The sequence below is a fragment of the Paenibacillus litoralis genome, from assembly GCF_046244365.1.
In the GTDB taxonomy this organism is placed as follows: domain Bacteria; phylum Bacillota; class Bacilli; order Paenibacillales; family NBRC-103111; genus Paenibacillus_V.
Genome location: NZ_CP176395.1, coordinates 2,195,719 through 2,209,266, shown reverse-complemented (window position 1 = coordinate 2,209,266; position 13,548 = coordinate 2,195,719). Strand labels below are relative to the sequence as shown.

The window sequence follows — 13,548 nt, the reverse complement described above, 5'->3', positions numbered from 1 at the left end:
GCTTCCCTTTATTCCGAAAGGACCTTGAGCCATGGATCATCATTTTTTTGCTTATATGTACCGTCTTCGGTATATCAAAAGGTGGAGCCTCATGCGCAACGTCGTCGAGGAGAACGTGGCCGAGCATTCGTTCCATGTGGCGCTTCTGACCCATATGCTGTGCACGATCGCGAACGAAGTGTTCGGACGGGGCGTTGCGACCGATAAAGCGGTCACGCTGGCTCTGTTTCACGATACGACCGAGGTGTTGACCGGCGATATTCCGACACCGGTCAAGCATCATAACCCGCACATTTTGAACAGCTTCCGTTCCATCGAGCAGCTGGCTGCGGAGCGTCTGGTCGGCATGGTGCCGGACCAGCTCCGTTCCGTCTATGAACCGCTAGTGAAAGGAACGCCGCACGGAGAAGGACAACCGGACGATCCGGCTGAAACCGAACGGAAGAGCTATGTAAAAGCGGCCGATTTGCTTGACGCCTATCTGAAATGCGTGACCGAGCTGTCCGCCGGCAACCGCGAATTCGCGGTTGCCAAAAAACAGATCGAGCAATCCATCGAAGCGCTGCAAATGCCCGAGGTCGCTTATTTCCTGGAGCATCTGGCGCCGAGTATGGAAAAAACGCTCGACGAGCTTTCCGAAGAGCTGTAGTCCTTTAAACAATCGCCTTACCTTCATGGATAACATGTCAAAAAAATCCCCGCAGCGCAGCGTAAGCTCTTCAGCAAACGCCGCATGCGGGGATTTTCTTTTCGTTTAAAACCGGTAGTACATGAGCACGATAAGAGCCAGGAACAGCACGCCCGCGATCGAGCTGAATACGACGAAGCGGTTCGTTACGGATGCGTCCGTCTCTCCTCCGCCCGCCGCTTGCTGCTGTAACAGCCTCATCGGCTTGGCAAGCATGCCGGTAATCGCGCCGATGGCTACAAACAGAACGATCACTTGTACCATCCAAGGCGTAGAAACGTCGGACTTGCTGATCAAATAGCCCCCCGTCAAGAACTGCACAATCAACAAAATTTGACCGATGCGGTTGGCCGAGTGCAGACTGTTGACAAAGCCTTCGCGAACCGTCGCGCTGAGCGACGAAACGCGCATGGCGAGAAAAGGAAGAAGCAAATAGAAGCCCATTCCGATGCCGCCGAGCAAATGCAAAAATAAGATAAACCTCACCATTGAACGTTGACCTCCCGATCCTCTAAATGCTAACTATGCGAAACGAACCTTCTTATGTACGAAACCGTTTCACGGATTGCTCGTCCGTCCAACTCAAGTATAGCGAATCCATGGTCGGCGGACAACTTATTTCCGCTTGCTGAGCAGCGCTTTCAGCTTTTGCCGATAGTAATACGCTCCGTACGCCAGCGCCAATGCAACCGCTCCTGCGACAACATACGGCATATCATGCTCGAACGACCGGAAGAGCTCCTCCCAGTGTGCGCCGAACAGCTTACCCAGCCCAACGAAAAAAATGACCCAGAACACGGCTCCTGAATAAGCGTATAAAGCAAATGTTCGAAAGGGCAGCCGGACGATCCCCGAGAAATAACCCGTTAGATGACGAACGCCGGGAATGAAATAGGCAACAAAGAGCAGCACGTTTCCGTATTTGCCGAAGCTTCTCCGCGTTCTTTCCACTTTCTCCGGCGAAAGCAGCACCCATTTGCCGAACCTCTTGATAAAAGGCATGCCGAGGAAATAGCCGATCATATACGTAATCGTCATGCCGATCGTCGTTCCAAGCACAGCAAACAGCATGCAGACGATCCAATTCAAGCTTCCGGCGTAAGAAAGGTATCCGGCATAGGCCATCGTCGTTTCCCCCGGGAACGGCAGCGCAATGAATTCCAGCATCAAGCCGAAGAAAAGCACAAAATAACCATAGGCATCGAAGAGCCTCTCGATATATTCCAACCGCGCTTCTCCCCCAACCAACCTGCCGGTTTAAGCAAATGTGACACCTGTATATATTACCACTATTTTACTTAAAAAACATGTCTCGGCTTCGATTTGACTCTTATTTATAATTATTATAAATTAGTATTGACTTTAATTTAGGTGCCTGTTAAGCTAGGTTATAGATTTTGATAATCATTCTCATAAACAACCACACAGGGAGGAATTTTACAATGGCAACTCGATTGGTAGGTAAACAAGCACCTGATTTTACGATGGACACGGCTCTGGGCAACGGCGAAGGATTCGGTCAAGTCTCCCTAGGCGACTATAAAGGAAAATGGCTCGTCCTGTTCTTCTATCCGCTCGATTTCACATTCGTATGTCCGACTGAAATTACGGCGCTTAGCGAAGCCGCGGAAGACTTCTCGCGTCTGGACACGGAAATCGTCGGGGTCAGCGTAGACAGCAAGCATTCGCACCGCGCTTGGATCAATACGCCTAAAGAGGCAAACGGACTCGGCAAACTGAACTTCCCGCTTGCCGCCGATTTGACCAAGCAGGTCGCCCGCGATTACGGCGTACTCATTGAAGAGGAAGGCGTAGCTCTGCGCGGACTGTTCATTATCGATCCGGAAGGCGAGCTGAAATACCAGGTTGTCAACCATAACGACGTAGGCCGCAGCGTAGACGAGACGCTCCGCGTGCTGCAAGCCCTGCAATCCGGCGGCCTGTGCCCGGCTAACTGGAAACCAGGCGACAACACGTTGTAAGAGAGAAAAGGATCAGGGAGGGATATCGATGTCAGCACCGGTTATCGTCTATACAAGCGTAGGCTGTCCGCGTTGCCACGAGGTAAAGCGGCAGCTGAAGGAATGGAATGTGGCGTTCGAGGAGCGGAATGTTACCGAGAGCGAGCAATATTTTAAGGAGCTGCAAAGCAACCGAATTTTCGGCACGCCGGCAACGTTCATCGGGTCGAAAATCGTCCTTGGCTACCAAGAGGCTCGACTGAAGCAGGAGCTGGAGGCGATCGGCGCATTCGGAGGAAACGATTCCCCGTCTCCGGAAGCGGCTGAAACCGCGGCCGCCGATAACGCTGCCGCTGCAATCGCAGAAGAGCCTGCAGCGGTCTCGGATAGCGAAAAAACCGAAGCGGACGAGCTGTTCCAGCCTGTGGACGATAACATCCTGGCACGGGTATTCGACTTCGTCGTCATCGGCGGCGGCCCTGCCGGCGCATCGGCTGCCGTATACGCAAGCCGCGGAAGGCTGGATACGCTGGTCATCGATAAAGCGCCGACTGCCGGTACCCTTGCGACCACGCACAAAATCGCCAACTATCCGGGCGTACGCGGCGAATTGACCGGTCTCGAGCTGCTGAAGGAAATGCAGTGGCAAGCCAAGGATTTCGGCACGACATTCGTCCAAACGAATGTGCTTAGCGTCGATTTCAGCGATCCTGCGGTCAAGAAGCTGCAAGTGCCGGAAGGAACCATTCAAGCGCGTACCGTCTTTATCGCGGTCGGCGCGAAAGCTCCTTCCAGCTCCATTATCGGCGAGAACGAGTTTATCGGGCGCGGCGTCAGCTACTGCTCGACCTGCGACGCCGCCTTCTTCCAGGACCGCACGGTCGTAGTCGCCGGGGATAACGACGAAGCGCTGCAGGAAGCCGAAGCGCTCGCCAAGTTTTGCCGCGAGGTTAAGGTGCTGATGCCTACGGCCATCGTAAGAGGCGAGTACGATCTGGAGCGGCTTGCCGCCAAGCCGAACGTCACGATCTACAAGAAGTACAGGGTGAAGCAGATCAAGGGCGATCACAGCGTCAATGAAGTCGTCATCCAAGATGATTCCAGACAAGAGCAAGTTTGGCCGATCGACGGGGTATTCCTCTACTTGTCCGGACTGAAGCCGGGCACCGCTTTCCTGAAGGATGCCGTTCGTTTGGACGATGAAGGCTATGTACGGGTAGACGACCAGCTGCGTACCAGCATAGCAGGCGTTTATGCAGGCGGCGATTCGCGCCGTACACTGGTAAAGCAAGCGGTCATTTCCGCCGCTGACGGATGCATCGCCGCTCTTGGTGCGGAACGCCATATTCATCACCGCGAAAATATCCGCGCGCAATACGCATAAATGCCCCGCTAAGCGAAGGGGATATGTTCCAGGAGCAAGCCTCTCGCATACAGGGAGCGCAAAACTTGTACAAGCAAAAACGGAGCCAATCGGCTCCGTTTTTGCTTGTATGCCTCTATTTTATGACATTGCTTCTCCGGCTCGCGTGTACGAAAGCTTACTTTTTCAGGCTATCCCACGTTTTCTGGAATTCGTCGAGCATTTGCTCTTTCGTTTTTTGTTTGCCGACATAGCCTTGCATCGCGTCGCCGAACTTTTTGCTGGACGATTCGCCGCCCGGGAACTTGAACCAGTTCCAGCTCAGCGTTTTTCCTTCCTTGCTGTACTTGATGATGTCGGCGGCCAAAGGTCCGAGAATGCTTTCGTCGGCCGAAATCGATTTGAACGCCGGAATGAACTTGAATTCATCCGTAATGTACTTTTTGCCGATGTCGGAGGTCACCATCCAGTTCAAAAACTTCTTGGCTTCGTCTTTGACGGCGGAATTTTTGTTGATGACCCAGTTGTTCGGTACCCCTACCGCAAGCTTATCCATGGCTGCCGCGTCATCCGAGATCGGCATCGGAAGGAAGCCGATTTTGATATTCGGGTTCGTCTTCGTAATTTGCACCTGCGTCCAGTTCCCCTGCTGCATCATCGCCGCTTTGCCGGTCGCAAAGTCGGTCACCTGCGTATTGTAGTCGGTTTGCAGAGGGTTTTTGTTGCCGTATTTGACGGTAAGGTCGAACAGCTTCACCCAGTTCTCGAACGCGGGATTGCCCGTTATTTTTGCCGCGCCGCTGTTCAGATCGCTGATGAATTTATCCGGATTCGCCTGCTGGGCGAACGGAAGGTTCACGAAATGATTGCCGAGCACCCACCATTCTCCGTAGCCGTTCTCGAACGGCGTTATGCCCTTCGCTTGCAGCTTCTTCGCGGCTTCCTCAAGCTGGCTCAGCGTCTTCGGCAGCTCGGTAATGCCGGCCTGCGCGAACAAGTCCTTGTTGTACACATAGCCGTAGCCTTCCAGGTTCAGCGGCATGCCGTACAGCTTGCCTTCCTTCGTCATCGGATCCTTGGCGCCGTTCACCATATCCTTCACCCATGGCTGATCGGTCAAATCTTCCAAATGCTCCGCCCACAGATCGAGATCCGCGTTTCCTCCGTTATTGAAAATATCCGGCTTGTCGCCCGAGTTGAATTTCGCTTTTAGTGCTGCGCCATAATCGGCGCCTCCGCCTACCGTCTCGACTTGAATTTTAACGCCGGTCTGCTTCTCGTATTCCGTAACCAGCTTCTGCAGCTGATCGGCGATTTCGACCTTGAATTGGAACATTTTAATCGTGACGTTCTGCTTATCGGCAGGTTTAGCGGACTCCCCGCCCGCTTCCGTTTTAACATCCTCTTTGTTCGCGCATCCGACCGCCAGCGAAAGCAGAAGAGCGGGTACGAGACCGAAGGCAGCTATTTTTTTCATGTAAACAACACCCCTTATCGTTATGATTTACCGCTTACAAGCTAATATTAAAAAAATGTAATGGAATTGGGCACCGACAATGTTGCGCGAAAAGGTGCAAGTTATTGATCTCGTTCGTTACCCTTTCACTGAGCCTGCCGTAATTCCTTCAATGATGTGCTTCTGCATGGCGAGAAAGAAGAGAACGATCGGCGTCACCCCCAGCACGAGCGCCGCCAGCGCCAAATCCCACTGCTTCGTGTACTGGCCGAAAAACGAATACGTGGCCAGCGGGATCGTCCGCAGCTCGGGGCTGTTCAACACAAGCAGCGGCAGTAAAAAATCGTTCCATATCCACAAGCTGTTCAAAAGCACGATCGTCACGCTCATCGGCTTCAGCAGCGGGAAAACGATCCGCCAGAACACGCCGTATGGCGTACACCCGTCGACGACTGCGGATTCTTCGATTTCCCGCGGAATCGACTTGATGAAGCCGTGGTACAAGAACAGATTAAGCGAAACCCCGAAGCCGAAATAACAGATGACCAGACCCGGGATGCTGTCCATCAGTCCGAATTGATCCGCCACCCGCACAAGCGGGATCATGATCGATTGGAACGGAATCACCATTGCAGCTACGAAGCAAGCGAACAAAATGTTGTTCAGCCTTCCGGGATGTCTGACCAGTCTGTAAGCGGCCATCGAGCTGATGACGACGAGTCCGACGTTGCTGAGCACGGTGATCATGAGGGAGTTCGCGAAAACTTTCGGAAATTTCATGATGCTCCAGACCTTCGTATAGTTGTCGAGCTGGAACGATTTCGGCAGGCTTGCCGAATTGGCTAGCAGATCGCCGAAGCTCTTGAACGAGTTCGCCAGCACGAAATAGAACGGGACAAGGAACAAAAGCGCCACCGCAATCGCGATCAGTTCTAAGCCGAACGTCCGGAAGGTATAACGGTTTCCGGCTTCCATCACGCCTCAACCTCCTTTCCTTTCGTGTATCTGACCTGGATGATCGTAATGAGCGCTACGACGATGAAGAAGATGACCGCTTTCGCCGTGCCGAGACCGTACCGGTTGTTGCGGAACGCTTCTTGGTAAATGTTCAGCGCCACCGACTCGGTGGAGTTGAACGGTCCGCCTTTCGTCAGCGACAGGTTCAAGTCGAACATTTTGAACGCCCAGGAAATCGTCAGGAACATGCAGACGGTAACCGCCGGCATAATAAGCGGGATCGTAATCGAACGAAGCATCTGCAACCGGCTCGCGCCGTCAATGCGCGCGGCTTCGAGGAGCTCCTTAGGCACGTTCGTCAAGGCGGCTATGTAGATGACCATCAAATAGCCGGCCCCCTGCCATACGCTGACGATCACGATGCCCCAGAACGCGGTCGGCGCGTCGCCCAGCCACGGAAGTTCGAAAAATCCGATGCCGGTCAGCTGACCGAGCGTCGCAAACCCTTTGACGAAAATGAATTGCCAAATGAAGCCGAGCAGCAAACCGCCGATGACATTGGGCAGGAAGAAAACCGTCCGCAAAATATTGCGGCTTTTAAGCGCTTTCGTTAGCAGAAGCGCGAGCAAAAAGCCGGTCACGTTCGTCAGCGCCACCTCGGCGACCGAGAAACGGATTGTAAACCAGAACGCCTTGCCAAAATCCGGATCGTGGAACAATAGCTGCTTGAAATTGGCGAGCCCCACCCATTTGATCTGGGAGGAAACTCCGTTCCACTCCGTAAACGAATAATAGATGCTCATGAGGAACGGAATGACGACGACTATGGCGAAAAACAAGACGGCCGGACCGACGAATACCGACTGCTGCAGCCATTTCGATGCTTGTGTTCTGCCGCTCACGGACACCAGCTCCTTTATGAAAATTCGAAAGCCGTAATAACGATTTCGGTATTCCAAGTATAAATCAGCCCGAATTCGCGAAACACCGACCCTGATGACCACAAAGGTGGAATTTATTGATCTGAGTTGCTACAATGGGATTTACCATTCGAACCTATGAAGAAGCGAGATGAGGCGCCGTATGATAAGAAGCAGCATCCGCAACAAGCTCGTATTGTTTTTGCTCGCCGCCACGATCGTCCCCATCACCACGTCCATCATCATCACGTTCTATTACACGAAGCAGACCGTCATCAATGAAACCAAGAGCACGAATTCCAGCCTCATCTATCAAGGGAAGACGAACCTCGTCAATTACTTGAACGTTATCCAGCAGGCTTCTTTGTCGATTTACAACGACAGGGATCTGTTCGAAACCGTCGAGTCCGGATTGACCGATTATTTGAGCGACAAAGAAGTGTACCGAGGCATGCAGGTGCTGTCCCATTCGGTTAAAGAGATCTATCAGGTCTATTTGCACGTGGCCAAAAGCAACCGTTCGCACCTGATGGTAAACGAGCGGCAGCGTGTCGAAACGCTCGAGCCTCGATACGTCCCGGCGCTGGAGCCCGGCCAGGTCAAGCTGGAACCGACTCATATGAGCCATGATTACGGGTTAAATCCTTTTACGCCCGAATATGCGCCGCCTACCGAAGTCATCACGCTGCACCGCTCCATCTACGACGTGCCGACGAAGCAGGTGCTAGGCAGCTTGTCCATCGACGTTTCGCTTGACGTCATTGCGTCGATCAGCGAACAGCTCTATACGAAGAGCGGCGAAGAGCTTTACATTCTCGATGAAAAAGGGACCGTTATTTACGGTCCGCGTACGGAGCAGCTCGGCCGCGTCCTGGAGGATCAGTGGGTAGGCTACATGATGGGCTTGTCCGAACCGAAAGGAAGCTTCGAATGGAACGGGGATGCGTTCAAGGGTATCCAGCTTTACGAACGGATGTCGACGCCGTATATGAACTGGACGCTCGTCAAGCGCATTTCGAACGAGGTGCTGTACCGGAACGCCCGTCAAATCACCTTGATCAACAGTCTCGTCTATTCCCTGTTTCTTATCGTCGTGATTGCCGCAACCGTCTATATTTCGATCCGGTTCACGAATCCGATCCGCAAGCTGATCGGCTACATCAATAAAATTCAGAGCGGCAATCTGAACGTTGCCATCGACTTGACCGGCGGCGACGAATTCGGCGTTCTCGCCCGCAGGTTTCGGCTCATGATGCAAACGCTCAACAATATGATTTTGCGCGAATACCGGCTGGAGCTGGCGAACAAGACGAATGAATTGAAAGCCCTGCAGGCCCAGATCAACCCCCATTTCCTGAACAATGCCCTGCAATCGATCGGAACGCTCGCCCTGCAGCAGAACCAGAGGAACATTTATTCGCTCATTTCCTCGCTCGGCAAAATGATGCGGTACAGCATGAATACGAACGATACGGTCGTGCCGCTCTCGGTCGAGGCCGATTACGTTAAGGCGTATCTGGAGCTGCAAAAGCAGCGTTTCGACGTAGGCTTGCAATACCGCTTCGAGCTGACGGAGGAAGCTGCCGCAGCGCTAGTGCCTAAAATGATTCTCCAGCCGATCGTGGAAAACTACTTCAAGCATGGCTTCGACTCGCCTGACCGGGACGGCAGTATCTTGATCGCGGCTCTATTCGCGGAGGACGGCCGGCTTCGTATCGAGGTGTCGGACAACGGTCGGGGCATGCCTCCGGACAAGCTGGCCGTCCTGCAGCAGAAGCTGAACAAAGGCTGGCAAACGCGCTTCGAAGGCGAGGAAAGCATCGGCTTGCTGAACGTGCTGGCCCGGCTTAAGCTGTATTTCAACGACTATGTGGAAATGCAGCTGGAGAACGTGATCCCTCACGGGATGAAAGTCGTATTATGGATACCGCAGACAAAAGGAGGGATTGGCGTTGAAGGTATTGATCGTTGACGACGAGAAGCACGTTCGCGACGCCATCAGGCTTCTCCTGGACTGGCAGAGCTACGGGATCGAAACGATTCTGGAAGCGGGCGACGGCGAATCCGCCGTGAGGATCGTCGAAGAGGAACAGCCTGAATTCGTCTTCACGGACATGATGATGCCGGGCAAAAACGGCGTACAGCTGCTTGAATGGCTCCAAGCCAACGCCCCGCGCACCAAATCGATCGTCATCAGCGGCCATGACGACTTCGAGTTTGTCCGGAACACCGTGAAATACGGGGGGATGGATTACATCCTGAAGCCGATCGACCCGGCCGAGCTCGAGGAAGCGATGCGAAAGGCATCAGAGGCGCGGTGCGAAGAGGACCGCGCCCTGCTGCATTCCAACCAGCGGAACATCGAAATGAACCAGATCAAGCCGGTTTACTGGGACAAAATGTTTTCCAATCTCATTGCGGAGCCGTCCTATTTGGAATCGATCTATGGAAGTCTTCAGCAGGAATTCGGGCTGACCCGGGAGCATACGGACTGCCGCATCGCCATACTCAATATCGACACGATGGACAAGGGCATCCGCGACAAGTTTGCCGCCTCCGCCGACCTGCTCTTCTTTTCTCTGGTCAACATTTGCAATGAATACTTGCGCAAGCGCAACGCGGGCTACGCCTTCCGGTACTGGAACAGCTCCAGCGACATCATGCTGCTGTTCTGGCGGGAGACGGATGCGGCGCAAAAGCTGCTCCATTCGATCAACGAAGGGATAGCCGGCGCCTTGAAGGCAAAATTCGATATCGGCCTCGGAACGGTTAAACCGTTTCCCGGCGGTTTGACGCAATCGCTTCACGAGGCGGGTGCGGCATTGCTTCAGCGAAACCTGCTTCGGAGGCAAGCATGGATCCACGAGTTCTCGACCAAGCATTCGGCCAAGCCCCCAGCTCTTCATTTCAGCGACTTTGAGGAAGCCATTCGCCTCGCCCTCCGGAGCGGTATCGAGGAGCGGATTCGGAGCGCAACGGAGGCTTGGTTCGATGCGGTGCGCAGGCTGACCTCGATCAGTCTGGAAAATCTGGAGCTGTGGCGGCACGAATACAGCGTACTGCGTGCCCGTTATTTGAAGGAGTTCCCCGAGGAAACGGCGAACGAATGGCAGGAGTCTTTGGAAACGGCAGTTCGCCTTATCCCGCTGGACGATGAGGGGAACCTTTCCGTGGAGCTCTGGCAGCAGGAATGGACGCAGGGGATGCTCGACTTGTCGCGTCATACGCTCCGCCAGCGGAAGGACGATCACGCCATTTATGAGGTGGCCAAATATATTCAGAACCACTATCAGAACGAGCTGGCCCTACAAGATATCGCCAATCGTTTTTATTTGAGCCGCGAACATATTTCGAGGAAATTCAAGCAGGCGTTCGGCGAAAATTTGTCCGACTACATTGAGCGGATCCGCCTTCAGAAGGCGAAGCTTTTGCTGCAGAGCCCTCATCTGCGAGTGGCCCAAGTGGCCGAAATGGTCGGCTATCGGGATGAAAAGTATTTCAGCAAGGTATTCAAGAAAGCCGAAGGGCTATCTCCCGGAGAGTACCGGAAACAACAGCTGTAGGGGTTGTTTCGGTGCAATTTCCGTTTGCAGCAGCATTCCGATGAAAATAGCTCTACAAACGCAAAAATGTTGCACGCCGTACAACAACCGAGAGTAACATCTGGTTAGACAGGATTGGTTACCTTACCCTGCTGCTGCTCGACGCCGAACCGCCACTGGGAGCATTCCCCTAAGCTGTTTAAAACGGAACGCCCCCGCCCTGCCTAAAACCCGATAGTCGTGCAATAAAAAAACCGTTAACCGGCTGCTCCCAGGAGCAACCGATTGACGGTTTTTTGTAAAAGAAAACGAATTAGCCGTTCACGACTTTGATTACGTTGCGTACGGAATCAGCGGACTTATCAAGTCCTGCTTTTTCCTCAGCCGTAAGCTCAAGCTCGTAAATTTTCTCGATGCCGTTGCCGCCAAGCAGCGTCGGTACGCCGAGGAACAAGTTGTCGTAGCCATACTCGCCTTCCAGCAGAGCGATCGAAGGAATGATGCGCTTTTGGTCCTTGATGATCGCTTCCGCCATTTGCACGAGCGATGCAGCCGGCGCGTAGTACGCGCTGCCGTTGCCGAGCAGGTTGACGATTTCGCCGCCGCCGACGCGAGTGCGTTGTACGATGGCTTCGATGCGGTCAGCCGGAATCAGCTTCTCGATTGGAATGCCGCCTACGTTCGAGTAACGAACGAGCGGAACCATGTCATCGCCGTGGCCGCCAAGAACGAATCCGCGAACGTCTTTAACGGATACGTTGAGCTCTTGTGCGATGAATGTGCAGTAACGAGCGGTATCCAGGACGCCGGATTGGCCGATAACGCGGTTTTTAGGAAAACCGAGCGTTTGGTAAGCCGCGTAAGTCATAGCGTCAACGGGGTTCGAAAGGATGATAACGATCGATTCCGGGCTCGTTCTTTTTACATTTTCACAAACGGATTTCACGATGCCGGCGTTCGTGCTCACGAGGTCGTCGCGGCTCATGCCCGGTTTACGTGCAATACCTGCAGTGATGATGACGATATCGGAGCTAGCCGTGTCGTCGTAGTTGGAAGTGCCGACGATGTTGCTGTCGAAGCCTTGAACCGGGCTAGCTTCGAGCATGTCGAGCGCTTTACCTTTTGTCGGGTTCTCAAGCTGCGGAATATCGAGCAGGATGACGTCACCCAGCTCTTTTTGTGCCAGCATCAATGCTGTAGTAGCACCTGTGAAGCCTGCCCCGACAACGGTAATTTTTTTGCGTTGGATTCCCATGGTAATGGTTCCTCCTTAAGTGCCTTACATATTGTTGATGATTTGGTTAGCAAACTCGGAGCATTTCACTTCGGTTGCGCCTTCCATCAGACGTGCGAAATCGTATGTTACGGTTTTGTTGTTGATCGATGTTTCCATGCCTTTGTAGATCAGGTCGGCCGCTTCTTGCCAGCCCAGGTGCTCAAGCATCATAACGCCGGACAGGATAACGGAGCCTGGGTTAACGACGTCAAGGTCAGCGTATTTAGGAGCCGTACCGTGCGTAGCTTCAAAGATCGCGTGGCCAGTCAGGTAGTTGATGTTAGCGCCCGGTGCGATACCGATTCCGCCTACTTGTGCTGCCAGTGCGTCAGACAGATAGTCGCCGTTCAGGTTCAGCGTCGCGATGACGTCGAAATCTTTCGGACGAGTCAAAACTTGCTGCAAAGCGATATCCGCAATTGCGTCTTTTACGATGATTTTGCCTTCCGCTTCGGCAGCTTTTTGAGCAGCGTTCGCAGCGTCTGTGCCTTGTTCGGCTTTGATCGCATCGTATTGGTTCCAAGTGAACACTTTATCGGAGAACTCGCGCTCAGCCAGCTCGTAGCCCCAGTTCTTGAACGCGCCCTCTGTAAATTTCATGATGTTGCCTTTGTGAACAAGCGTAACGCTCTTGCGGCCATGCACGATAGCGTACTCGATAGCGGCGCGGATCAGACGCTCGGAGCCTTCTTTGGAAACCGGCTTGATGCCGATACCGGACGTTTCCGGGAAGCGGATCTTTTTAACGCCCATTTCGTTTTGCAGGAATTGCAATACTTTTTTCACTTCTGCCGAACCTTCTTGATACTCGATACCGGCATAGATGTCTTCCGTGTTTTCGCGGAAAATAACCATGTCTACGAGCTCAGGACGTTTAACCGGCGAAGGCACGCCATTGAAGTAACGAACCGGACGCAAGCAAACGTACAGATCAAGCTCTTGGCGAAGCGCAACGTTCAAGGAACGGATCCCGCCGCCGATAGGCGTCGTCAAAGGTCCTTTGATCGATACGATATATTCGCGCATAGCCGTCAGCGTGTCGTTAGGCAGCCAGTTGTTGTAAGTATTGTATGCTTTCTCGCCGGCGAATACTTCGTACCAAGCGATTTTTTTCTCGCCTTTATAAGCTTTCTCTACAGCGGCGTCAAGTACACGTACAGAAGCTTTCCAAATGTCGCGGCCCGTTCCGTCACCTTCGATAAAAGGGATGATCGGGTTGTTAGGCACCTGAAGCTTGCCGTTTTCGATTGTGATTTTTTCGCCGGAAGCCGGCTGTGCGTAAGATTCAAACTGAGCCATCTAAGAAATCCTCCTAATGATAAATGGTTTTGGTCATACGGGGAGTCCGCTAAAGCGATACCCACACAGGGAAGCGAAGCTCTACG

Annotated in this window: 12 protein-coding genes; 5 read left to right on the top strand and 7 right to left on the bottom strand. The window is 53.2% G+C overall.

Going from position 1 to position 13,548, the window contains the following annotated elements; all coding sequences use genetic code 11:
* Window positions 1–31 precede the first annotated feature (31 nt).
* A complete protein-coding gene (gene yfbR / locus ACKGJP_RS08980) occupies window positions 32–649 on the top strand; it encodes a 5'-deoxynucleotidase (protein WP_409345322.1) in 618 nt (205 codons plus the stop codon).
* A 105-nt stretch (window positions 650–754) separates the two neighbouring features.
* On the opposite strand, the gene ACKGJP_RS08975 is transcribed toward yfbR, so the two are convergent.
* The gene (locus ACKGJP_RS08975) at window positions 755–1,177 is read right to left on the bottom strand and encodes a hypothetical protein (protein WP_409345321.1); all 423 of its coding nucleotides are present in this window, start codon (window positions 1,175–1,177) and stop codon (window positions 755–757) included.
* Window positions 1,178–1,303: 126 nt separating this feature from the next.
* Window positions 1,304–1,855 (bottom strand): DedA family protein, encoded by a 552-nt coding sequence (locus ACKGJP_RS08970; protein WP_409347106.1) that lies wholly within the window; start codon window positions 1,853–1,855, stop codon window positions 1,304–1,306.
* A gap of 275 nt (window positions 1,856–2,130) precedes the next feature.
* Between ACKGJP_RS08970 and ACKGJP_RS08965 the strand changes: the two genes are divergently transcribed.
* A complete protein-coding gene (locus tag ACKGJP_RS08965) occupies window positions 2,131–2,670 on the top strand; it encodes a peroxiredoxin (protein ID WP_409345320.1) in 540 nt (179 codons plus the stop codon).
* 28 nt (window positions 2,671–2,698) lie between these two features.
* Window positions 2,699–4,033 (top strand): FAD-dependent oxidoreductase, encoded by a 1,335-nt coding sequence (locus ACKGJP_RS08960; RefSeq protein WP_409345319.1) that lies wholly within the window; start codon window positions 2,699–2,701, stop codon window positions 4,031–4,033.
* A gap of 157 nt (window positions 4,034–4,190) precedes the next feature.
* Here ACKGJP_RS08960 and ACKGJP_RS08955 read toward each other — a convergent pair whose 3' ends face one another.
* From ACKGJP_RS08955 to ACKGJP_RS08945, 3 genes are all read right to left on the bottom strand, one after another.
* The gene (locus tag ACKGJP_RS08955; RefSeq protein ID WP_409345318.1) at window positions 4,191–5,489 is read right to left on the bottom strand and encodes an ABC transporter substrate-binding protein; all 1,299 of its coding nucleotides are present in this window, start codon (window positions 5,487–5,489) and stop codon (window positions 4,191–4,193) included.
* 117 nt (window positions 5,490–5,606) lie between these two features.
* The gene (locus ACKGJP_RS08950; RefSeq protein ID WP_409347105.1) at window positions 5,607–6,443 is read right to left on the bottom strand and encodes a carbohydrate ABC transporter permease; all 837 of its coding nucleotides are present in this window, start codon (window positions 6,441–6,443) and stop codon (window positions 5,607–5,609) included.
* Complete coding sequence (locus tag ACKGJP_RS08945; protein WP_409345317.1) at window positions 6,443–7,327, bottom strand: carbohydrate ABC transporter permease; 885 nt, start codon at window positions 7,325–7,327, stop codon at window positions 6,443–6,445. The genes ACKGJP_RS08950 and ACKGJP_RS08945 overlap by 1 nt, the downstream gene beginning before the upstream one ends.
* A 181-nt stretch (window positions 7,328–7,508) precedes the next feature.
* Here ACKGJP_RS08945 and ACKGJP_RS08940 point away from each other — a divergent pair, with 181 nt between their 5' ends.
* Window positions 7,509–9,317 carry a sensor histidine kinase gene (locus ACKGJP_RS08940; RefSeq protein WP_409345316.1) on the top strand — a complete coding sequence of 603 codons (1,809 nt, stop codon included), beginning with the start codon at window positions 7,509–7,511 and terminating at the stop codon, window positions 9,315–9,317.
* The gene (locus ACKGJP_RS08935) at window positions 9,298–10,908 is read left to right on the top strand and encodes a response regulator (RefSeq protein ID WP_409345315.1); all 1,611 of its coding nucleotides are present in this window, start codon (window positions 9,298–9,300) and stop codon (window positions 10,906–10,908) included. The genes ACKGJP_RS08940 and ACKGJP_RS08935 overlap by 20 nt, the downstream gene beginning before the upstream one ends.
* A 292-nt stretch (window positions 10,909–11,200) precedes the next feature.
* On the opposite strand, the gene mdh is transcribed toward ACKGJP_RS08935, so the two are convergent.
* Window positions 11,201–12,142: a malate dehydrogenase gene (gene mdh, locus ACKGJP_RS08930; RefSeq protein ID WP_409345314.1), complete on the bottom strand. Its 942-nt coding sequence runs from the start codon at window positions 12,140–12,142 to the stop codon at window positions 11,201–11,203.
* Window positions 12,143–12,166: 24 nt separating this feature from the next.
* On the bottom strand, window positions 12,167–13,462 hold the full coding sequence (gene icd, locus ACKGJP_RS08925; protein WP_409345313.1) for an NADP-dependent isocitrate dehydrogenase: 1,296 nt from the start codon (window positions 13,460–13,462) through the stop codon (window positions 12,167–12,169).
* Window positions 13,463–13,548 lie beyond the last annotated feature (86 nt).

What these genes read in the sequence shown, in the direction of transcription:
- ACKGJP_RS08970 (WP_409347106.1), bottom strand. Translation starts at nt 1,855, where the DNA reads ATGCTGGAATTCATTGCGCTGCCGTTCCCGGGGGAAACGACGATGGCC.
- ACKGJP_RS08965 (WP_409345320.1), top strand. Translation starts at nt 2,131, where the DNA reads ATGGCAACTCGATTGGTAGGTAAACAAGCACCTGATTTTACGATGGAC.
- yfbR (WP_409345322.1), top strand. Translation starts at nt 32, where the DNA reads ATGGATCATCATTTTTTTGCTTATATGTACCGTCTTCGGTATATCAAA.
- ACKGJP_RS08975 (WP_409345321.1), bottom strand. Translation starts at nt 1,177, where the DNA reads ATGGTGAGGTTTATCTTATTTTTGCATTTGCTCGGCGGCATCGGAATG.
- mdh (WP_409345314.1), bottom strand. Translation starts at nt 12,142, where the DNA reads ATGGGAATCCAACGCAAAAAAATTACCGTTGTCGGGGCAGGCTTCACA.
- icd (WP_409345313.1), bottom strand. Translation starts at nt 13,462, where the DNA reads ATGGCTCAGTTTGAATCTTACGCACAGCCGGCTTCCGGCGAAAAAATC.
- ACKGJP_RS08955 (WP_409345318.1), bottom strand. Translation starts at nt 5,489, where the DNA reads ATGAAAAAAATAGCTGCCTTCGGTCTCGTACCCGCTCTTCTGCTTTCG.
- ACKGJP_RS08950 (WP_409347105.1), bottom strand. Translation starts at nt 6,443, where the DNA reads ATGGAAGCCGGAAACCGTTATACCTTCCGGACGTTCGGCTTAGAACTG.
- ACKGJP_RS08940 (WP_409345316.1), top strand. Translation starts at nt 7,509, where the DNA reads ATGATAAGAAGCAGCATCCGCAACAAGCTCGTATTGTTTTTGCTCGCC.
- ACKGJP_RS08960 (WP_409345319.1), top strand. Translation starts at nt 2,699, where the DNA reads ATGTCAGCACCGGTTATCGTCTATACAAGCGTAGGCTGTCCGCGTTGC.